Annotated in this window: 21 protein-coding genes; 10 read left to right on the top strand and 11 right to left on the bottom strand. The window is 34.1% G+C overall.

Annotated elements, in window-relative coordinates; translation table 11 throughout:
- Positions 1-33: 33 nt before the first annotated feature.
- The 6 genes from ACFPH8_RS07615 to ACFPH8_RS07590 all read left to right on the top strand — a co-directional run bounded on the left by ACFPH8_RS07615 (position 34) and on the right by ACFPH8_RS07590 (position 6,296).
- Positions 34-1,344, top strand: a complete 1,311-nt coding sequence (locus tag ACFPH8_RS07615) for a dicarboxylate/amino acid:cation symporter (RefSeq protein WP_376859840.1) — start codon at positions 34-36, stop codon at positions 1,342-1,344.
- Positions 1,345-1,395: 51 nt separating this feature from the next.
- Entirely contained in the window at positions 1,396-2,433 is a 1,038-nt protein-coding gene (gshB, locus tag ACFPH8_RS07610; RefSeq protein ID WP_248399416.1) for a glutathione synthase, read from the top strand.
- Between the two features lie 27 nt (positions 2,434-2,460).
- Positions 2,461-3,294: a sulfurtransferase gene (locus tag ACFPH8_RS07605; RefSeq protein ID WP_376859837.1), complete on the top strand. Its 834-nt coding sequence runs from the start codon at positions 2,461-2,463 to the stop codon at positions 3,292-3,294.
- An 8-nt stretch (positions 3,295-3,302) separates the two neighbouring features.
- On the top strand, positions 3,303-4,127 hold the full coding sequence (locus ACFPH8_RS07600; RefSeq protein WP_376859835.1) for an N-formylglutamate amidohydrolase: 825 nt from the start codon (positions 3,303-3,305) through the stop codon (positions 4,125-4,127).
- Between the two features lie 19 nt (positions 4,128-4,146).
- Positions 4,147-5,292 carry a flavohemoglobin expression-modulating QEGLA motif protein gene (locus ACFPH8_RS07595; RefSeq protein WP_376859833.1) on the top strand — a complete coding sequence of 382 codons (1,146 nt, stop codon included), beginning with the start codon at positions 4,147-4,149 and terminating at the stop codon, positions 5,290-5,292.
- Between the two features lie 269 nt (positions 5,293-5,561).
- A complete protein-coding gene (locus ACFPH8_RS07590) occupies positions 5,562-6,296 on the top strand; it encodes a flavodoxin family protein (RefSeq protein ID WP_376859831.1) in 735 nt (244 codons plus the stop codon).
- 10 nt (positions 6,297-6,306) lie between these two features.
- Here the strand turns inward: ACFPH8_RS07590 and ACFPH8_RS07585 are convergent, their stop codons facing one another.
- From ACFPH8_RS07585 to ACFPH8_RS07570, 4 genes are all read right to left on the bottom strand, one after another.
- A complete protein-coding gene (locus ACFPH8_RS07585) occupies positions 6,307-8,010 on the bottom strand; it encodes an LIC_10190 family membrane protein (protein WP_376859829.1) in 1,704 nt (567 codons plus the stop codon).
- A gap of 88 nt (positions 8,011-8,098) precedes the next feature.
- The gene (locus tag ACFPH8_RS07580; protein ID WP_376859827.1) at positions 8,099-8,767 is read right to left on the bottom strand and encodes an ABC transporter ATP-binding protein; all 669 of its coding nucleotides are present in this window, start codon (positions 8,765-8,767) and stop codon (positions 8,099-8,101) included.
- Positions 8,768-8,815: 48 nt separating this feature from the next.
- Positions 8,816-10,378, bottom strand: a complete 1,563-nt coding sequence (locus tag ACFPH8_RS07575; protein WP_376859825.1) for a DUF5916 domain-containing protein — start codon at positions 10,376-10,378, stop codon at positions 8,816-8,818.
- Complete coding sequence (locus tag ACFPH8_RS07570) at positions 10,281-11,252, bottom strand: carbohydrate binding family 9 domain-containing protein (protein ID WP_376859823.1); 972 nt, start codon at positions 11,250-11,252, stop codon at positions 10,281-10,283. The genes ACFPH8_RS07575 and ACFPH8_RS07570 overlap by 98 nt, the downstream gene beginning before the upstream one ends.
- A 279-nt stretch (positions 11,253-11,531) precedes the next feature.
- On the opposite strand from ACFPH8_RS07570, the gene ACFPH8_RS07565 reads away from it, so the two are divergent.
- The gene (locus ACFPH8_RS07565) at positions 11,532-11,843 is read left to right on the top strand and encodes a hypothetical protein (protein WP_248399432.1); all 312 of its coding nucleotides are present in this window, start codon (positions 11,532-11,534) and stop codon (positions 11,841-11,843) included.
- Between the two features lie 18 nt (positions 11,844-11,861).
- On the opposite strand, the gene ACFPH8_RS07560 is transcribed toward ACFPH8_RS07565, so the two are convergent.
- The 7 genes from ACFPH8_RS07560 to ACFPH8_RS07530 form a co-directional block, all read right to left on the bottom strand.
- Positions 11,862-14,108 carry a TonB-dependent receptor gene (locus ACFPH8_RS07560; protein ID WP_376859821.1) on the bottom strand — a complete coding sequence of 749 codons (2,247 nt, stop codon included), beginning with the start codon at positions 14,106-14,108 and terminating at the stop codon, positions 11,862-11,864.
- Between the two features lie 371 nt (positions 14,109-14,479).
- Positions 14,480-14,974 carry a DUF6787 family protein gene (locus ACFPH8_RS07555; protein WP_376859819.1) on the bottom strand — a complete coding sequence of 165 codons (495 nt, stop codon included), beginning with the start codon at positions 14,972-14,974 and terminating at the stop codon, positions 14,480-14,482.
- 26 nt (positions 14,975-15,000) lie between these two features.
- Entirely contained in the window at positions 15,001-15,429 is a 429-nt protein-coding gene (locus ACFPH8_RS07550; protein WP_376859817.1) for a DUF6146 family protein, read from the bottom strand.
- 118 nt (positions 15,430-15,547) lie between these two features.
- A complete protein-coding gene (locus ACFPH8_RS07545) occupies positions 15,548-16,186 on the bottom strand; it encodes a DUF937 domain-containing protein (protein ID WP_376859815.1) in 639 nt (212 codons plus the stop codon).
- 52 nt (positions 16,187-16,238) lie between these two features.
- On the bottom strand, positions 16,239-17,201 hold the full coding sequence (locus tag ACFPH8_RS07540) for a D-2-hydroxyacid dehydrogenase (RefSeq protein WP_248399442.1): 963 nt from the start codon (positions 17,199-17,201) through the stop codon (positions 16,239-16,241).
- Positions 17,202-17,273: 72 nt separating this feature from the next.
- Complete coding sequence (gene serC, locus ACFPH8_RS07535) at positions 17,274-18,335, bottom strand: 3-phosphoserine/phosphohydroxythreonine transaminase (RefSeq protein ID WP_248399444.1); 1,062 nt, start codon at positions 18,333-18,335, stop codon at positions 17,274-17,276.
- A 132-nt stretch (positions 18,336-18,467) separates the two neighbouring features.
- Positions 18,468-19,529 (bottom strand): acyl-CoA reductase, encoded by a 1,062-nt coding sequence (locus ACFPH8_RS07530; RefSeq protein ID WP_376859812.1) that lies wholly within the window; start codon positions 19,527-19,529, stop codon positions 18,468-18,470.
- Positions 19,530-19,697: 168 nt separating this feature from the next.
- Between ACFPH8_RS07530 and ACFPH8_RS07525 the strand changes: the two genes are divergently transcribed.
- From ACFPH8_RS07525 to ACFPH8_RS07515, 3 genes are all read left to right on the top strand, one after another.
- Positions 19,698-20,051: a 4Fe-4S dicluster domain-containing protein gene (locus ACFPH8_RS07525; RefSeq protein ID WP_376859810.1), complete on the top strand. Its 354-nt coding sequence runs from the start codon at positions 19,698-19,700 to the stop codon at positions 20,049-20,051.
- 281 nt (positions 20,052-20,332) lie between these two features.
- On the top strand, positions 20,333-21,427 hold the full coding sequence (gene ychF, locus ACFPH8_RS07520; RefSeq protein WP_248399450.1) for a redox-regulated ATPase YchF: 1,095 nt from the start codon (positions 20,333-20,335) through the stop codon (positions 21,425-21,427).
- A 199-nt stretch (positions 21,428-21,626) separates the two neighbouring features.
- On the top strand, positions 21,627-21,791 hold the full coding sequence (locus tag ACFPH8_RS07515; RefSeq protein WP_376859807.1) for a hypothetical protein: 165 nt from the start codon (positions 21,627-21,629) through the stop codon (positions 21,789-21,791).
- Positions 21,792-22,245: the final 454 nt, after the last annotated feature.

The raw sequence follows: 22,245 nt of genomic DNA, 5'->3' as shown, positions 1-22,245 counted from the left end.
CAGTAAAACTATAACGATTTAGATTAACGATTTATGAAGAAACTCGCATTACATTGGCAAATTATACTCGGAATGGTTTTAGGTGTTGCTTTCGCCTTAATTATGTCCAAATTCGAATTTGGAAGCCAAATAATAACGGATTGGGTTAAACCTTTCGGAACAATTTTTATCAATTTATTGAAACTTATTGCCGTTCCTTTAATATTAGCATCCTTAATTAAAGGTGTTTCAGATTTAAAGGATATTTCCAAATTATCGAAAATGGGAGGCAGAACCATTGGAATTTATATTGTTACGACGCTCATAGCCGTATCAATAGGTTTAGCTGTGGTGAACATCATTCAGCCTGGTAAATCTATTTCCGAAGAAACCCGAACCGAACTCGTAGAGAGTTATAAGTCTGATGCTGAAGGTAAAATTGCCGATGCTGAAAAGCAAAAAAATGCGGGACCTTTGCAAGCTTTAGAGGATTTAGTACCAAGCAATATTTTCCAAGCAGCCAGTGATAATGGCAACATGCTACAGGTTATTTTCTTTGCTATTCTATTTGGATTAGGATTGATATTAATTCCAGAAGAAAAATCAGAGCCTGTAAAACAATTTTTTGATAGTTTTAATGAAGTAATACTCAAGCTAATTGATTTAATAATGCTTGCCGCTCCTTATGGGGTTTTTGCTCTATTAGCAGCTTTAGTAGTAGAAGCGCCTAGTGCCGATTTATTTAAAGCCCTTGGCTGGTACGCATTCTGTGTCATTTTAGGTTTAGCGCTTATGATGGCTGTTTATGCCGCTTTAGTTTTTGTTATAACTAAACGAACACCGAAGTTTTTCTTTAATGGAATAGCGCCTGCACAATTATTAGGTTTTTCAACCAGTAGTAGTGCCGCTACCTTACCTGTAACTATGGAACGTGTTGAAGAGCATTTAGGCGTTGATGAAGAAGTTACCAGCTTTGTATTACCTATTGGAGCAACCATCAATATGGATGGAACCAGTTTATACCAAGCCGTAGCAGCTGTTTTTATTGCGCAAGCTTTTGGTATGGATTTAAGTTTTGGTGTGCAATTAGGGATTATTGCTACAGCAACTTTGGCCTCAATTGGTAGTGCTGCTGTACCTGGCGCAGGAATGGTCATGCTCGTCATAGTTTTAGCTCAAGCTGGAATTCCAGAAGCCGGATTGGCTTTAATTTTTGCCGTGGATAGACCGCTTGATATGTGCCGAACCACAGTAAATATTACGGGTGATGCAGCTGTTTCTATGATAGTGGCTAAATCTGTTGGAAAACTTGGTGATCCCAACGTTAAAAATTGGGATGATAATTATGCCCGAAAAAATAAGTAAAAATTGATTTACTGCCTTTTTTTAGTAACTAATTAATGTAAAGTAACGCTTATGAATGTGTGTTTTTTAATGTATCCTTGGGAGAAAATAGACCCAGAAAATGATACCAGTCTCGCTTTGATAAAAGAATGTGTAAAGCGAGGCCATGGTGTAGCACTATGTTCACCTGCAAATTTAACAATTCGTAATAGCGTTACAAATGCTTTTTGTACCGTAATTAACCGAATGGAGAAAGTACCGGCTTCCTTAAAAGCCTTTTATAAAAAAGCCGTTTTACGTGAAGAAATGTTACCGCTTGCTGGTTTTGATGCTATTTTCTTTCGCGCAAATCCACCTTTAGATCCAATTATGCTTAATTTTTTAGATTCGGTTAAGGATGATGTCTTTATTATTAATTCTTTAGAAGGCATGCGTGAAGCGAATAACAAGCTATATACAGCGGCTTTTGGTGATGCACACAGCAATATTATTCCAAATACACACGTATCTAAAAATAAGAACTATTTAGTCCGACAAATTAAGGAATCCAAAGCTGATAAAATGATTATCAAACCGTTGAATGGTTTTGGTGGATCGGGTGTGATTCTTATAGAGAAATCGGCCATGAGCAATATTAATTCACTTTTAGATTTTTATATAAATAGTAGTGATGGAACTTCCAATTATGTTATTCTTCAAGATTATATTGAAGGTGCAGATGAAGGCGATGTGCGCATTTTAATGCTCAATGGTGAACCCATTGGTGCTATGAAGCGCGTTCCCGGCTCAGATGATCATCGTTCTAATGTGTCTGCTGGCGGATCGGTTCAAAAACATACATTGACAAAAGCTGAAAAAGCTTTGTGTAAACAAATTGGACCTAAATTAGTTAAAGATGGTCTGTATTTTGTTGGTATTGATGTTATAGGAGGAAAGCTGGTGGAAGTAAATGTGATGTCGCCAGGTGGAATAACGTATATCAACAAAGTTTATAAGAACAAATATCGGGTAGAAGAGAAGGTTATCGATTTTCTAGAAAGTAAAGTACTGGATAATGTAGAAGCGTTTAATCGGAGATCGCGTTTGCGTAAAACGGTTGAAGATGCTTAACTAGCTTTAGTTAAAAACACGCTCATTATGTTACTTTCACCTCTTAAAAAACCGTTAGTTTCTGTAAATTGGTTGCATAATCATTTAGATGCTTCTAACCTTATTGTTTTAGATGCAACCATTCCAAAAGTTTCAGAGTTAGATGATGTAGTTCATAAAAAGGAAGTCATTCCAAACACCTTGTTTTTCAATTTAAAACAAAAATTTAGTGATGTATCTGCGCCATTTCCAACCACATTTCCAACATTAGAACAATTTCAACATGAAGCTCAACAATTAGGTATTCAACAAAATAGCACTCTCGTTGTGTATGATGATAATGGTATCTATTCAAGCGCGCGTGTTTGGTGGTTGTTTAAAGCCTTTGGTTTTCATAATGTTTCAGTTTTAAATGGTGGATTACCAGCGTGGAAAACAGCAGGATTTGAAGTTTTAAACAATTATGAATCTGTCAAAAGTATAGGTGATTTTCAAGCGGAAAAACCCCAAAATCATATGGTGTTTTTTGACGATATGCAGCAAAACGTTCAATTGAATCAACGATTAGTTGTAGATGCACGTTCGGAGTTACGGTTTGAAAGCTTGGTCCGTGAACCACGTGTAGGTTTGCGTCGTGGATCGATACCGAGTTCTGTAAATATACCTTATGAAAGCTTATTAGATTCAGGAATTATGAAATCTGAAAGTGAATTACGGACTATTTTTTCTAAAATAGCTAAACCACATGATGCGCTTACGTTTTCTTGTGGATCAGGAATAACCGCTTGTGTTTTAGCACTAGGCGCAGAACTGGCTGGTTATCACAACTTGGTGATATATGATGGTTCTTGGACAGAATGGGGAAGTTTAATACCAGAATAAAATGCGATATGGAAAAATTATCAATTGAAGCCATCATCAAAAAAATAGAACATGAAGAACGTTTTTATGCTGTTTCCGATGATTATTCCTTCACTTTAAAAATAGATTCTTACGTTCATTATGTATGTTCGGCCATTCACGATGGTCATCAGTTTAGAACAGAACTTTGGGAGAATTGTTTGCACACGGAATATGAGCGTTGGTACGAGGAAGATCCTGCAACGAAGGCCATGATTGCAACACATCCTATTGTTATTGCGGGATGCGATTCGCGTTTTGAATACGACTTAAATCGGCCACCGGAAGAAGCCATTTTTGAAACTGCTTGGGGAAAACAACTATGGAAACAGCCACTCCCAGAAGCAATGAAGGTCAAAAGTTTACAAAAGCACGCTAATTTTTATAAAGTGGTTTCGGCATTAATAAAGAAGATAGAAGAAAAATACAACGGTTGTATTGTTTTTGATATGCATAGCTACAATTGGCAACGTTGGGACCGGGAAGTCCCAACTTGGAATTTAGGAACGCGTAATATTGATAATAAACGTTTTGGGACTTTGGTGGAAGCATGGAGAAATCGCTTATCACAAATTCAACTTCCTCATAAAATTGCACAAACGGCAAAAGTTAATGATACCTTTCAAGGGAATGGTTATTTCTTAAAATACATTACTCATAGTTTTAAAAACACACTAGTTCTCGCCACAGAAATTGCTAAAATTTATGGTGATGAGTATCATCAAGTTATTTACCCTGAAGTTGTGGAAGCGGTTGCAGATCAATTAGAAACGCACATTCCAGAGCAAGCTTCTAATTTTTTGAAGTATATTTAAAATAAACTGAATACGCATTATGACGAACGATTACCAAGATTTATTTGATATAGATACCAATTTAAACAGATTGGTAAAAAAGATAGAATTACTTAACTATATAAACCCTTTAAATATTGAAAGTGAAAAAAAGCAATTTTTCACTTCAAAATATAATTACGAGCCAAATTTTAAATATCCTAAAGTGAAGTTTAACGGCTATAAACTTCATAGATTGTTCTTTTCACAACGTCTGGAACGCATTGAAGATTTAGACATCAGACAGCTTTATGAAGATATAATTTATGAGTATTCTGGAAAAATAGAATGTATTGACACCATAAATCAAGGTCGAAAATTTTACTTTAATAGTTTAAAGAGTTTTGGAACTCCAACGGAAAAAGACATCGAAAACGCCAAGTTTATTTTGCGTTTTGATGATGATGAACCTTCCGAGGATTTAATATCTAAATACAGTGTTCAGGAAGCCCAAACTTATTTTGAAGATTTTTCCAAGCGTTACGATTTTAAATATCATCTGAAATTTTCTACTAATATTTCGGCAGCAGCCATGGTTCAGAATAATACGCAAACCTTATTGCTTAAGAAAAATCATAAGTTTAGTAAAAATCAGTTAGAAGTACTTGCAAATCACGAAGTTGGTGTGCACATGGTAACGACGTTTAATGGATTAAGTCAGCCCTTAAAAATATTTTCAAGTGGTTTTCCAAATAATGTAGAAACTCAAGAAGGCTTAGCGGTTTATGCGGAATATATGTCAGGATGTTTAACCATGAAACGTTTAAAAGAATTAGCGTATCGTGTTATTGCAGCCGACTCGTTAGCAAAAGGCTACAGTTTTGCAGATACATTTGATTTGCTTCACAATCAATATAAAGTGCCACGCGATAGTGCATTTACCATTACATTGCGCGTACATAGGGGAGGTGGTTTTACGAAAGACCATTTGTATTTGTCTGGATTAAAAAAGGTTTATCAATACGCCCAAAATGATGGTGATTTAGATGTGCTGTTAACAGGAAAGGTAACCTTGGAGTATTCAGATGCTATTTACAGATTACAAAAATTAGGATTGGCCGTAACTTCCAAGCATTATACAGAATCTTATCGTACTAATAAAAACACCAATACAACAATCGATTTTATTCTAAACAGTTTGAAATAAAAACCTTAAAGAATTTTTCGTCTATTGACGGATTGCCAATACTTAATAAGGCGTAGACTCTCACATTATTAAGAATTTGATTCGTTCCTAATTAACAGAAATTAGGGTCAAACTAACAGCATTCTTTAAGGTTTCGTGATACAGAACAAGTTATTTGTTATTTGAGACGTTTTCTAATGAGAATGCGTGATTAGGACGTTTCAGTACGTGAAACCACGCTTTTGATTAGAATTCCAAAACGTTTTGTACCTTTTAAAAAAGTTAATTTTATGAAAAAACCAGATTTCCAGGGTTTAAAAGCTTTATTTATTAATTGCACTTTAAAAAAGTCTCCACAAAAAAGCCATACTGAAACCCTTATTAATGTCTCCAAAAGCATCATGGATAAAGAAGGGGTAAAAACGGACGTTATTCGTTTTATTGATGAAAATGTTGCGGTTGGTATTTATCCCGACATGACAGAACATGGATGGAAAACCGATGTTTGGCCAGAATTATTTAAAAAAGTAATGGACGCTGATATTCTCATTATTGGAACACCCATTTGGTTAGGTGAAAAATCGTCGGAAGCACAAAAACTCATTGAGCGATTATATGCCATGAGCAGTAAAACCAATGACAAAGGTCAATATATTTTTTACGGAAAGGTTGGTGGTTGTATGATTACAGGAAATGAAGATGGCGTAAAACATTGTGCTATGGGTATTTTATACGCCATGCAACATGTTGGATATTCCATACCACCACAAGCTGATTGTGGTTGGATTGGTGAAGTAGGCCCTGGTCCAAGTTATGGTGATACAGAATGGCAAGATGAAAAAATAAATCCGCCAGTTGGTTTTGATAGCGATTTCACTAATAGAAATACGACATTTATGACCTATAATTTGTTGCATTTAGCCACTATGTTGAAAGCACAAAATGGATATCCTAATTATGGAAATTCTCGCGAGGATTGGGATGATGGAAGACGTTGGGATTTTGAAAATCCAGAATATCGCTAGTTACTCTAATTTATTTGTCTAAAATTATTTGGCTGTAGAAACCATCTTTAAGATCTTCGGTTCGCAACTGTGGTACAACTGAAAAGTTGTTCTTAAAATAGTTTAATTGTGGGCTGCTAACAGCTGGTATTGGCGTACCACCTGTTTCCCAGAAAAAACTCGTGTTTTTTGGCGTGTTAATAGTTGTGTTTCCAATTGTTTTAGTGTCATATTTAACTAGAAATTTGCTGTTATTATGGGGTAGGAGAATATACGCTGTTTTAAATATGGAAGTTTGTTGATGTTGTGTATTATTTGTTAAAGCTTGCTTATTTATCGGGATAAATACAGCGATAAAAGCCATCATCGTGCTAAAAACAAATAGAGTTTTAATAATACTCCTCTTTAATTTAAAAATACTTAAAATCATTAAACCGGATATTAATATAAATGGTAAAAAGAAGCGGTATTGTGGTGATGTGTTCCATAAAATAATCATAGTTGCAACAAGCATGATATAGAAAACCCAATAGCCTTTTTGGTGAAACCATTTTTTAATGATAAACGGTAAAATAACTAAAAGAATTATTAATATCTTATTAAATATGCCATGAATTCCAGAGGCAAATAGCCAGTGCTTCATACGCTCTATTAAAGATGTTTTGGCAAAAACGTCCGGAGTCATTTGATAACCATAAGCCAAACCATACTCTTTAAAATAAATGGCAATAGTTTCAGGAAGATGCCAATCTAATTTAAGGCTATCAAGCCCTAAAACAGGATACAATGGATTTCCGGTAAGGATAGTATTTTTAAGGATTAACAGGCAGCTTGAAACTCCTAAAATCGAAAATATACTTACGTTTAAAAATCGTGTTTGTTTATAAAATTTCGCATAAACAGCAATTGGGAACAGTATAAATGGTAAAGCTGTAAGTTTGATGCACACCATAAATACTGTTAATAGGGTGAGGGATAGAAACACATCTTTTTGGTATTCGCCATAGGTAGTAATAAATTGATAAAAACTAATTACCGAAAGCACATAAATGGCTAAATCTGGCGATGGTGCGCTTATGAATTGGAAGAGTAGGAGGTTTACAATAGGAAATAATCCAATAAGCAAATATCTTTTAGGGGGAATGCCGGATTTACAATAAGTATTTATGTTTACGATGGCGTAAACATTTGCTAGGAGTAAAGCTAAACCGCTTAAATCGTTAAGAGAATTGGTTAAGAAACTGAAGCTAAAGGCACTTTGTAGAATATGCCAACCGGAAGTTTGTCCTAGAAATAAATGTAAATTCACCAACCCTTTTACAAAACCGTAATTATTGAGCCAAGCAATGGTTTGAATATAATAGGTTTCATTATCCACTAATAATGGAGCAGAAGCGCATTGTGCTAAAATGAGGATTGTAATTACTGCTAATAAACTCTTAAAAAAAACGGATAAGCCTTTAAATTCAAGAACGAAACTCTTTAAAAGGGCCTTTATATATTTTAAATTAAGACCTAGTAAAACACAGGATATTAGTATTAAAGCAACATGATAGTTAACATTTACAGGAAATCCAATAGCCCAAAACCCTGTAAAGAGCATGATACCAAATAATCCATGAAATATGGTAATGATAAAATTACATGCTTTTATTCTTAAAACTCGATTCAGGCTTACACCAAAAATGATACTTATGAAAATGATGTAAATCCAAGAAAGGAGTATTAATAGCATATTTATGACAACCGGTTTAGTGCATTATAAACTTATCATAAAAAAGGCATTTTGGCAAGTTGTATCTCCCAAAATGACAGATGCATTTTTAATGACCACATACTATGCGACCATCAACCATGGTTAATTTACGGTCTGCCATATTAGCTAACTCTTCATTATGTGTAACAATAACGAAGGTTTGTCCAAATTCGTCCCGTAATTTAAAAAATAGATTATGTAAGTTTTCAGCCGATTCGGAATCTAAATTTCCGGATGGTTCATCAGCAAAAATAATTTTAGGATTGTTAATTAACGCACGAGCTACGGCAACCCGTTGCTGCTCGCCTCCAGAAAGTTCATTGGGTTTGTGTTGTGCACGATCTTTTAATCCTAAAAAATCTAATAATTCGGTTGCGCGTTTTTCGGCAGCAGCTTTATTGGTTTTTTTAATGTAGGCCGGAATACACACATTTTCAATGGCTGTAAATTCTGGTAATAATTGATGAAATTGAAAGATGAATCCAATTTCTTCATTTCGAAATTTTGCTAATCCTTTTTCAGATAAACTACTGATGTCAGTATTGTTAATAGCAAAGGTGAAATCTTCTTTTTTTGACGGTTTATCTAGCGTGCCTAATATTTGAAGAAGCGTTGTTTTTCCAGCGCCTGATGCACCAACAATAGAAACTATTTCGCCTGCTTTTATATGTAATTCAACACCTTTTAAAACGTGTAAATCTTCGTAGTATTTATGAATATTTTTTGCTGAAATCATTGCTGTAAAATGAACAAGCAATGTAATACTTTAAATAACGCTTTACAATTATGAATTTGATTTCTTGTTGAAAACTTTCTTCACATTATTGTAATCAATAAAGTATTGAACTTTTAACGAAAATGAATTTTGAATAGGCTGATTTAGTAGTCTGTCAAAATTATTTGTAAAGTTAAGTTCCGCTTCTGAATCGTAATTAAATAACTGATTTCTATACAAAGCCGTTAAAAAGCTTCCAGGAGCAAACTGCCACGAATAACTTAAGTCTAAATTCCAAGTACTAAAGTTAATATTAGGATCATCTAATCCTGCGTCTTCAAAGGAAACGTTTGTCTCCAGTAAACCGCCATCCTCTTGTAATAGGTAGATGTTATCATCATAAAGAACTGTACTCCAATAATTTCTAAATGTTAGATTTAGTGAATGGAACGGATTAAAACTATAAGAACCCGTAATACTATTTACCATTGTTTTTTGATCCCGATTTCCAAAAACAATAGCATCTGCTGTATTATCTGCATAACCACGATCACCATTAATTTTATCATAATCAAAAGAATAAATAAGTAATAATTTATCGTTTAATTTTAATCGCGGACTAATGCCAAACCAAATATTGTTTGTTTCTCTGCCATCTTCAAAAAACGTAGCACCTCCAATATTGGCATCAATAGCAAACTTTTTATTATAATTTGAAGAAATCCAAACATTTCCATTTAACCGGTTTTCATAAACAAAATAGCGTCCTTCGGCACGAGGCTCAAAATAATCGTATTGTTTTCCAGGTTGAAAATTTACATTTCCACCAAAACCGTGTAAGCTTTTTAATTGAGCAGAAAAAGAAGCGCCAATGGTACTTCCTGTATATGTACTAGGGTTTGATAAACGGTTATAGTCTATCCATGTATTAAAATTATATCGGAGGAAATTACTTGTTGGTTCAAATGTGCGATAAGACGCTTCCACACCAAAATTGCTGAAATTGTTTCTAAACTGAAGACCTAAATCATTGATATCATATGTGTCATCCGCAAATTCATGTCCAACCCAATATTGCCAATTTCCAAAAACTTTGGCTAATTCTAAGGTATAACTATATCCTGTCTCCGTACCAGACTTCAAATTAACGTTACTCATTTTTAATTCGGCTTCCAAATTATAGGTGTTTTTCTTGGTGGTTAAATCTGCTAAAAGGCCAGTAACATTGGCATCCCGAAAATGGCCATTTCTAGTAACGTTGGTATTTATTATACTAACAGATGAGTTTTGATTAAATTGTTGATCCACCACTAAAATATTATAATTTGCAAGTGGTTCTACCAATTCTTTACGACTAGTGTAGGTGTCTAAATTGGTAACTTTAGCATATGTTTTTTCCGTAATAGCATTAAAAACCCCAACACCTAAACCGTTTTTTGTTCTTCCGGATACTTTTAGGGCGTTTAAAACCTTGGTTTGACTTGGATAATCTTGAACCTCTTCATTTGGACCTAATGATACCGAACCTGAAGGTTCATTTCCAACACGCCGCGAGAAGAATAAGTCGCCTTTTGTAAAAAGATCCACGCCTTCCGTAAAAAAACTGACGCTGTTCAGAAAAGGTTTGTTCAAAAGGGCCTAGATTTAATTCCACTCGATCAAAACCGGCTTGACTGAAGTCTGGTATTAATGTAGCATCCAACGTAAAATTTTCGGTGATACCATATTTTAAATCCATTCCGGCATTGAATTGAGTTTCTGTGTCTCCATCATAGGTATTAACAATTCCTGATACAAACGGATAGAATGTAAGTCTTGTTGGCGGATCTAAATTGGTTAAACCTTTTAATTGACCGTTGTATATTCCTACATTTCCTTTAGTAACATTAATTGGGTTCCATGTAAACTGGGAACGATTCCTTCGATAATGTCTATGAATTTGTAAACCCCAAGTTGGAACTTCTTGGTTAGAAAAACGTAAGGTTCTGTATGGTATTTTCATTTCAACAATCCAACCATCATCTACAATTTTCACCGCACTTTCCCACACAGCATTCCATCCAAAATCCTCACCAATTCCTGGCGATTCAATTGCATCTGCTTGAACGCCAGAACTGAAAACAAAAAATTCAGTATTATTTTGTCCGTCGTTATTTGGATTTAAAATAAATCCGAAAAAATCAGATTGACCAAAGTCATCACGACGGGTTAATTGACGCATAATATCTTTGGGATTATCATATAAATAAGCGCCAACATAAATAGCATCATCATCATAAGTTATTTTTACAACGGTACGGGTTTCATGCGTTTCTTTTACACCCATTTCTGGATCAAACTGAATGAAATCTTTGGCTTCTTCTACATTTTTCCACGATTCATCATCCAGAATACCATCAATTTTTGGTGCGGAGGTTGTTCGTGTTATATTTAAGGTTTTCTTCTCTTGCGCAAAGGTGATTATATAGCAAAATGAGAATACTAAAAGAAACAGCCTGCTTTTCATGTGGTTTTTGGATGATTGATTTTATAGTTTTATAGACTACAAAAAATTAAAGTTGTTACACTTTGGCTGCAAATCTAAACGGCTTAATTAAAAAAAGAATCATAATTAAACGTTAAAAACAGGGTTTTAATTACGAATTGTTTACGTTTCTAGTCTTTATATTATTACTTTTTTAACACAATTAATGAATTAGAGTTATTCGTTAAACGACTGACATTTGGAGGAATACTATTTTTGGAATACTATTTGCATTTCTAATATTAGAATTAGTTAAAATATATGAGTTTAGAAAAATTAAGTAAATCAAAAAAACTGGTAGTCGGTTTGTTTTTTGATGCCATGGGATATGTGTCGTACGTATTTCCGCCTTTCGATTTTGTTTGGGCGCCATTATCCGCATATTTAATGAGCAAGATGTATGCTGGTAGGAAAGGTAAAATTGCAGCTGCTTTCTCCTTTGTGGAAGAGGCCTTGCCTTTTGTGGATATTATTCCATCGTTTTCAATTATGTGGTTTTATACCTTTTATTTGTCTACAGACGAAAAATCAGTAGAATTAATAGAAGAAGAAAAAAAAAGAGTGATTAAATAATCACTCTTTTTTTATAGTTTATAAGGAATAGGTGAGTCCTAAACTGAAATTTCGTCCCATATTAAAAATACCATCTGGTTTTAAGCGTGACAGATGATTCACATAAGTTTTATCCGTTAAATTAGTTCCTGAAATAATGATGGACAAATAATTATTAAACACTTTAATATTTCCACCAAACCCCGCGCTTAGTAAATTGTAACTACCGGTTGCTGTTTCAAAAGTACTCACGTTATCTTGGCTAAACACGGATTTTAGCTTAACAAAAGCATACATATTTGTTTCTTCCTTATAATCAAATTCTACACGAATGGTATTGTTTATACTATTTGCAGGAATTAAAGGTAAATAATCACCTGAATCTAATTTTCCGGTAACTGTTTCAAAACTACTTTCATAGTGCAGCCAATCTAAAGGGTGTGGATGAAAATGCAAACCAATTTCACCACCATATAATGCAGAATTATCCTGAACATAGTTGTAAACAGGTGTGTTATTTATAGATGTCCCGTTTGGTGATAAGTAGATGTAATCATTTACGTGATTATAAAAACCGTTTACAAAAAACTCAATATGCTCGCTTTTAAACTCTAAAGCCAAATCGGTTTGAAAATTTTGTTCATTATTTAAATCAATATTCCCAATTTCATATCTATTAGTACCATGATGGACACCATCTGAAGTTAATTCAGCTAAATTAGGAGCTCTAAAACCTGTTGCCAAATTTAAACGTGCTGTTATATTTTCAGTAAGATTCGTTTTTACACCAAAAGCACCATTAAAACTATTGAAGGTTTTATTTATGTTATTGTCAATTTGTAGCCAGCGGTTGTCATATCGTGCACCTAGTTGTATATCGAATTTTTCAAAATGAATATGTGACATGGCCAAAATACCAAAATCATTAGTAACGGCATTTGGAATTAATTCTTCTTCACCATAATTAGTATTCACTTGATTCATACCTTGAACACCAACAATTGTTTCAAATTTACCCAAAATAGGTAAGTGGTATTTCACATCATAATTAGCAGTTTTAAGCTTCATTTGAAGGGCAGGATGTAAGGTTTCATGTTCTTCGTCATGATGTTCGTCTTCATGCTCATCGTGATCTTCCTCATGATCGTGGTCGTGATCATGATCATGTTCATCTTCAAATTCGTTACGGTTATTATAGATATACCCTAAATTAAATTCCAATTTCGAATTATTAAAAAACACGGTTGAGCGCGAACTAAATATATGATTCGTTAATTCCTGATATGGCAATAAAGGCGTTTTATTAGTTGATTGCTCACCAATGCCTTCTGGAATTCCTATTTTGGAATGATTGACATTATAACGAAAATCTGTCTTGAAGTTCGTAGATTGGTAGCCAAGGCCCGCCTTAAAATCTTGTTCTTTAAAACGTGTGTTGGTCACGCGATAATCGGCTGTATTGTAATCGGCATGTTCTGTAACACTACCTCTAAATAACACCTTAAACGCTTCGCCAGATGCTTTGTAACCAGCATTTGTACTGTAACCTTGAGTATTGGTGAAATAAGTTCCGCCAAAGTCTGCATTACTCGAATTTTGATGCGCAAATTTTTCGGGATTAATATATAAAACGCCACCAAGTGCATCACTTCCATAGAGTAAGGATGCGGGACCTTTAATGACCTCTACACTTTCTACACCAGCGTCGCTTAAACCCAGTCCATGTTCATCACCAAATTGCTGATTTTCTAATCGGACGCCTTGAGTATAAACTAGAACACGGTTGGAACTTAAACCGCGAATTACAGGTTTGGTAATGCCTAATCCTGTGCTAACACCTTCAACACCTGCTATATTAGAAATACCTTCGCCCAGAGTAACGGCTCCAGAAGCTTTTAATTCTTTAATAGTTTGGCGCTCCAGCTTCATTACATTATCACTTTGAAGCTTATGGAAAGGTGTGGATATAATTACCGCTTCCATTTCTATGGCTGAACTAGATAATGTTAATGAAATAGTATCGGTTGTAGGAATAACTAAATTCATAGATTTTGTTCCATATCCTACAAAAGAATAGACTAATGAATATGATCCTGACGGTAAATTTTCAATGTTGAAATTACCATCAAAGTCCGTTGTAGTGCCTTTTTCTAATTGGGGAAAATAAATATTTACGAAAGGTAAACCTTCGCCGGTTTCAGCATCTGTAACGATGCCAGTAATATTGTTTTGACCCATAGCTATTGATGCCATGGATAAAAACAATAGATATAAAATTGTTTTCATGTATAATGTATTAAGTTAAAATGTAATAAAAAATAGGTATTAACTTAAAACAGGTGGTCCTCTAAGGGAAAAATGAAGTTGTTGAAATGGGCTTAAAAAAAAGTATTGTGAGGTAGAAACTTCATGATTCTCGGTAACATTTAAAATGTTGAAGTTTTCCGGAATATGAAAAAATTGATTTGCTAATTTAAATTTGTAAAATTCACACTCTAAATCAAGTGTATGGAAATGCGTTGTCGATTTATCAATACAGACTTCATGTTTATGGTTTTCAAAAACATGAGCAACCTTTACAACAGCAGGTAAGAGTATAGCACAAACTAAAAGTATTGTGAATCCTTTAAAAATGGTATGTTTCTTAAGTTCCTGCACTAATCTAAAAAGCGTTTTAAACCAAATCGTTTGAGCATTTTCTTTTCAAATTCCCAGAAAAATTTAAACTGCCCAAAAAGCCAACCAAATGTAATCAAGAGGATTTGATAGAAAACAAGCCCAATAATAATAAATAAAATCCAGTAGAGCAGTGGATTTAAGTTTTCTTTAGTAATTCCCATGAGTTCAATTATAGGTCGTCCTACGATTAAAGATGAGCTTCCTGTTACCGCAAACACAATGAAAATGCGAATAATTTCCCAACGGTATGTAACTTCCCAACGACTTTCAAGTTTTGTAAACAGCCATAAGGTTATTTTTAATAAAAGGACAAATAAGATAATTGTATATACAAATTGAATAAGTAGGATTTCAGATAAAGGCAAAAGAAAGGCAAGTCTGAAACAAGAATACAGAAGGCCAATAATTCCTAAAGCAGGAAATATAAGTTGCCAGTTATGTTGAATTTCCCAAGTTTCTTTGAATTTTTTCATACCGCAAATTTGGGTGCAAAGATACTTTAAAATTGAGGATTATGCGAGGATAATTTCTGTTTATACCTCTCTTGAAAAATAACAAAATAGTGGTAGAGTAAATAATTAAGCTCAAAGCCATAATTGATGCCTTGTTGATAATTAATACTCATGTCGTATAAATTTTGATTATAACGTGAAGACACCACGCGTTTATTCCATTCCGTAACATATTGGATGTTTTTTGCCTCTAAAAAGGATTGGGTATAAAAATTTCTAGGTTTAGCACGTCTAGCCATCCAGGAATCAAATCCCGCTTCTATGATTATAACTTCATATTCCAATTCATCATTTACAAGCTTAATGGTGTCTTGAGTTTCTGTTACTGCCGTTTCTGAAATATTTCCAACGGTTTCAGGCGTTTTACAACTAACCATTAAACAGAGTATTACTAGGATGCTATATAGCAATTTCATAAATCTACTTTTCTTAAAATTACGAAATTCTGTAGAATTTAAGGTTGGTTCAGTTATTTTTAACAAAAAAGTCAGACTGTTATGGTCTGACTTATTAATGTATAGTAGGTTTGATTTATTATTTTCCAAAAAGGCCACCTAAAATTCCGCCAAGTCCACCTTTCTTTTTACCGCTATTTAAAACCATTCCGGCAACATCATCTATAATACTACCATCGCCATCGGCATCTAAAATAGACTCCAAAAAGCTTTGTTCATTTTCTTTGGCGTTTCCGCTTAACAGACCTCCTAATAATCCTTCAATACCGGACGTGCTATTTACATTTTGCGCTCTAGTTTGTTTTCCTAAAACACCCATCAAAATTGGAGCCGCTACTTTAAGGATTTGGGCTACAGACCCGGCGTCAATTCCAGCTCTGGCACCAATAGCATTTTCTACATTGGCTTTTTTACTACCCAAAACGTGATTTAATATTTTATCACCTTCATGGGTTACGGAATCATCAACTCCACCGGAAAAAAGACTTCCAAGGTTAACAAGAATACTACCGTCATGTTTACTATTATTTAAGGCGCCTAATAATCCTTCAGCACCTTGAGGTGTGGCCGCATTACGTTTCATAGCTTGCATAAGTACTGGTAAAGCCATGGTTAAAACATCTTGTGTTTTACTTTCTGATTGTTTGGATTGTCCGGCAACACCGCTTATTATGGTTTTACCCATATCACTATTTAATAGATCTAATATTCCTGCCATGCTTTTTATATTTTAAAATGTTAGGGTTTCAAGGTAGTAAAAATTTAAATATTTATTGTTTTTCTGTTTTTAATATACTGATAATTTGCGAGGCAAGTTCGGTTCCAATTCTGTCTTGTGCTTCATTAGTTGCCGCTCCAATATGCGGAGTTAATGATATTCTACCATTCATCAAAACTTGAATGGCTGGTGATGGTTCTTCTTCAAACGTATCTAAACCAGCAAAGGCAACCTTACCAGACTCTAAAGCCTTGACTAAAGCTACTTCATCTACAACGCCGCCTCGAGCCGCATTAATAATTCCAACACCATCTTTCATAATGCTAAATTCTTTCTCACTGATAACATATTCTTTTTGAGCGGGTACATGTAGTGAAATGAAATCAGCTTGTTTTAAAATTTCTGTTGTAGGTTTCGTTTTAATCTCTACATTAATAAATTGACCATTATAAAATTGAACTTTTATTGTAGCTTTACCAACATATTTATCACTAGCAATAACCTTCATGCCAACGCCTAATGCTATTTTAGCAACTTGACGACCAATACGACCAAAACCAATAATACCTAATGTTTTACCACGAAGTTCCACACCTTTAGCGTAGTTTTTCTTTAAGGATTTGAATTGCGAATCACCATCCAATGGCATGTTTCTGTTGGAGTCATGTAAAAAACGCACGCCTCCAAATAAGTGAGCAAACACAAGTTCAGCAACCGAGTGAGATGAAGCATCTGGTGTATTAATGACGTGGACATTTTTACTGCGTGCATATTCTACATCAATATTGTCCATTCCTACACCACCACGACCAATAATTTTTAAAGATGGACAACTATCTATTAAATCCTGACGTACCGTTGTGGCGCTACGAACTAATAATACCGCTATATTATGCTGGTTGATATAATTTGCTAATTGCTCTTGGGCAACTGTGGTTGTTAATACTTCATAACCTGCTTCCTCTAATGCTTCTATACCACTTTGCGAAACACCATCGTTTGCTAATACTTTCATTTAAAACTTGATTTTTGCTCCCAAAAACAAGAGAGCTTATAATTAAACACAATTTGTTATTTTATTTAACTGTTACGCTTTACGTTCCAGTTCACTCATAATATCCACTAAAACACCAACACTATCTAACGGCATGGCATTGTACATAGATGCGCGATATCCGCCAACACTTCTATGACCATTAAGCCCGTTAATACCTTCTTCGTCCAACATGGTTTCAAAAGTTTCTTTTAAGTCTTCGTTGGTCAAATTGAAAGTCGCATTCATTTTGGAACGATCTTCCTTCATAGCATAACCTTTAAATAATGGGTTCAGGTCTATTTCACTATAAATTAATTGCGCTTTTTTGTTGTTTTCTTTTTCAATAGCTGGAATGCCACCTAAATTTTTAAGCCACTCCATAGTTAACATGGATGTATAAACGGCAAAAACGGGCGGTGTGTTAAACATGCTGCTTTTACCAATGTGCACCTTATAATCCATCATTGATGGAATTTTACGAGATACTTTTCCTAAAATATCTTCACGAACCACCACTAATGTTGTTCCCGCAGGACCCATATTTTTTTGAGCACCCGCATATATTAAATCGAATTTGGTGAAATCTAATTGGCGCGAAAAAATATCACTGCTCATATCACAAACCATCGGAATATCACATTCTGGAAAGGATTTCATTTGTGTTCCAAAAATGGTGTTGTTAGATGTGCAATGGAAATAATCGTAATCTGTTGGAATATCGTAACCTTTTGGGATGAAGTTGAAGTTGGCATCTTTAGATGAAGCCACTTCGTAAACATCATCGTAAATACGTGCTTCTTGAATAGCTTTATCTGCCCAGGTTCCTGTGTTTAAATAGCCTGCGCGTTTTTCAAGTAGGTTTAAAGCTACCATTAAAAACTGTGTACTAGCACCTCCCTGAAGAAACAAAGCTTTGTAGCCTTTACCTTCTAAACCGAGTAATTCCAAAGCCAAAGCACGTGCCTTTTCCATAACATCCACAAAGGGCTTACTTCTGTGGGAAATTTCGATTAATGATAAACCATTATCAAAATCTAAAATAGCTTCTGATGCTTTAAGCATCACTTCTTTCGGTAAAATGCAAGGTCCTGCACTAAAATTATGTCGTTTCATGGAATAATATAGTTTGTTATTTCCGTGCTTAACCTTCAGTGTTTCTGAAGAAAGTCGGAAATTAATATAATCTGTGATGGCTACAAAGGTGCTAAATTCTCATAAAAAAGCAGGTAATAAATCAATAACTTATCAACTAATTTTTAACAAAAACGAAATGGTATCTACGTTGTCTGCATAATCCCAAAGCTGCGGATTTTGCGTTTGTCCGAAGGAAACTTCAGAATCTACTAAACCGCTAGCAACCACACATTGAATTTTATCAGAATCGGCTTGAAGCTTGTTCTTTAAAGCTTTTGCATCCGAATAGTATTCATAGAAAACCGTAGCAATAGGCGAGGCGTAGCTACTGTCTTCTTTAATCATTAAAAACCCATTTTCTAACATATCAAATTCGCTCATTAAATAAACTGCCTTATTATAATCGTAGTTATTGGCGTATTTATTTTGGTGAATTATAGGGTGCCACTTGTACATAGCCTTAAAGAATTTTTGAAAATCGTAATCTTTAGGCACTAATAATTTTGATACATTTCTACAACCCAAGCCGTAGTATCTAAAAATATCTTCGGAAAGCGCTTCTAATTGCTCTTCCGTTTCATCACCTGAAAGAACAGCTAAAGAATTTCTGTTTTTACGAATAATTGACGGCTTTCCTTTGAAATAATATTCAAAATATCGAGCTGTATTATTGCTTCCAGTAGCGATTACGGCTTCAAAATTATCGAGCTTATCTGCAGTAAACCTAATTTTTCCTTTAAATTCTGGCTCTACCGTTTCAAGATATTTAGCTAAAAAAGGTAATAGATGTTTGTCATTAGTAGATTGTTTTACAACCACGTGATGTCCGGAAATTAAAACCGATAAAAAATCGTGAAAACCTACTAAAGGGATATTTCCAGCCATTATAATTGCGACCTTTTTAGGATTAACATTGTTAAAGTTATAGTTGTTAAGCCATTGGTTAATATTGCTTTCAGTCAGTGATTTAGACCAGCCATTAAAAGAGAAAATAAGATTCTCCCTAGTAAACCAGGCATTATGTTCTTGAGCAATTTTTATTTGATGTTTAAAGCCGTCAAAAAACAAATTGTTATGTAAAACTGCGTTGTTTTCTTCAAAGGGATCGGTAGAAAATTGTTTAAGAAATTTCCCTAATTCAACAAACGCGTTAATTCTTTGTCGTAAATCCATGTATGATTTGGTTATGAATGGTTTTGGCTTTATTTTTGCAACTGCAAATTTACATAAAGCAAGTGAGCAACAAAAGGTTTTAATTTTGATAATCTGGATTAATTATTGGAAATTCAAAAGAAACCTTTATTAAAAATTATATCGAAAGATTAAAAAATATAGAAAACAATGGCAATTATAATAACAGACGAATGTATTAATTGTGGTGCCTGTGAGCCAGAATGTCCAAACACCGCTATTTATGAAGGTGCTGATGATTGGCGCTATAAAGATGGCACCAGCCTAAACGGAAAGGTGGTTTTACCAAACAGTAAAGAGGTAGATGCTGAAGAAGCCCAAGAGCCAATAAGTGATGAAATTTACTACATAGTTCCTGATAAATGCACCGAATGTCAAGGTTTTCATGAAGAACCACAATGTGCGGCTGTTTGTCCTGTAGACTGTTGTGTGCCTGATGATGCACATGTTGAAACGGAAGAGGAATTAAACGCTAAGCAGCGTTTTATGCATCCAGATGCGTAAATTGGAATTAAGAATTAAGAATTAAGAATTAAGAATTAAGAATTAAGAATTGGGTAAGCCCTTTCGTAATAAAGACCTCCAGCTTAATCTGGAGGTTTTATATTTTTATGGGTTTTATAAAGCATAAACACATTATTATTAAGGTCTTTAACAATTTCTAAAAACCTTATTCAAACTATTCAAGTAATTAGTTACCTTTGCGGCTGCTTAACGAAACGTGAAAGCAGTAAAAATAAGTACAACTTTAAAAAGAGATTCCTGCTTTCGCAGGACTATGAGATATGAAAGCAGGCATTGTAGGATTACCAAACGTAGGAAAATCAACATTATTTAATTGTTTATCAAATGCCAAAGCGCAAAGTGCTAACTTTCCGTTTTGTACCATAGAACCTAATATTGGTGTGGTTAATGTACCAGATCCAAGACTTGAAAAATTGGAGTCCTTGGTGAATCCGGAACGTGTTTTACCTGCAACTGTTGAAATTGTTGATATTGCTGGTTTAGTAAAAGGCGCGAGTAAAGGTGAGGGTCTTGGCAATCAATTCCTAGCTAATATTCGAGAAACAGACGCTATTTTACACGTGTTACGCTGTTTTGATAATGATAATATTGTTCATGTGGATGGTAACGTGAATCCTATTCGTGATAAAGAAACCATTGATATGGAATTGCAGCTGAAAGATTTAGAAACAGTTGAGAAAAAACTGGAAAAGGTGAAGCGAGCTGCCAAAACCGGAAATAAAGAGGCGCAGAAAGAAGAAGCGGTTTTACTTAAAATAAAAGCCGGTTTGGAAGCTGGTATTTCAGTCCGTGCTTTGGAATTCTCGGAAGAAGAAGATATCGATTTTGTAAAACCAAGTCAATTTATTACGGATAAACCTGTGATGTATGTTTGTAATGTGGATGAAGATTCCGCAAATTCAGGTAATGCTTATGTTGATAAGGTTCGTGAAGCCGTTAAAGATGAAAATGCTGAAGTTTTAGTGTTAGCAGTAGGAACAGAAGCTGATATTAATGAATTAGACGATTACGAAGAGCGTCAGATGTTTTTAGCTGATATTGGTTTAGAAGAACCAGGTTCTGCTAAATTAATTCGTTCGGCTTATAAATTATTAAATTTACAAACCTATTTTACTGCAGGTGTTAAAGAAGTACGCGCTTGGACTGTAGAAGTTGGAGCAACAGCGCCTCAAGCGGCTGGTGTTATTCATACTGATTTTGAAAAAGGCTTTATCCGCGCTGAAGTTATTGCGTATGATGATTATGTACAATTTGGTAGCGAAGCAAAAGTAAAAGAAGCTGGTAAAATGCGCGTGGAAGGAAAAAACTATATCGTAAAAGATGGTGATGTCATGCACTTCTTGTTTAATGTATAATTCGTTACAAGGTTATTCAAATTAGGTTAATTATGAAAGTGTGAATATTTTTATAAGCCTTTAATAATTATTGCCTAATAGAGTTTATAAGTCATAGGTTTTTTGTAAATAGTAGTTTATTAATTAAGGCATTAATTGAACTAAATTAGTAGGCGCTTCATAAAAAAGTGTATATTTAGATATAAAATCATAAATAATTATGGGCAAGAAACTATTAATTTTTATTGGAATTGCTATTGTTGCATTTGTTGTTTTAGTTTATGTATTTAAATTTGTACTTGTAACAGCCTTAATAATTTCAGGGGTTATCGTAATCGCTCCACTACTTTATTTTGCATTTCTGGCTGGAAAATCTCAAAATTAATTGGCACTTGTAAATATTAAATTCTTAAATATATTGGCAATAAGGATTTGATTGTAAACTATTTTAAATTTAAAATAATTGAATAAAACCCATCCCTCCTTTAATTCTAAAGAAAATTTTGTGACCATTTGTTATTTATAACCATGGTTGACAATTGTTTAGTTAATAAAAGCCCCATTTCAGGATTCGTTTTTTATTTTAGAAATGCTTAAGAAATAGTGTGAATTATACTTATTCACTTTATTAAATAAACCATCATCTGTTTCTAACAGATTGTTATTTATAGGTAAATTATGAGCGATTTTTAATCCATTATTCCTAAAAAACAAAATATTACTTGAGAAATTACCTAGTCATACAATAGGGTATAATGTTCTCAACAGCCAGCCATTTTTATTGTTAATTACTTTACAAAATAGGGGTTTCATTTTTTCATACGAAACCTTATATTAGC

The sequence above is a fragment of the Bizionia hallyeonensis genome, from assembly GCF_042657385.1.
GTDB classification, from domain to species: domain Bacteria; phylum Bacteroidota; class Bacteroidia; order Flavobacteriales; family Flavobacteriaceae; genus Algorimicrobium; species Algorimicrobium hallyeonense.
This window is presented reverse-complemented; position numbering and strand designations above follow the sequence as displayed.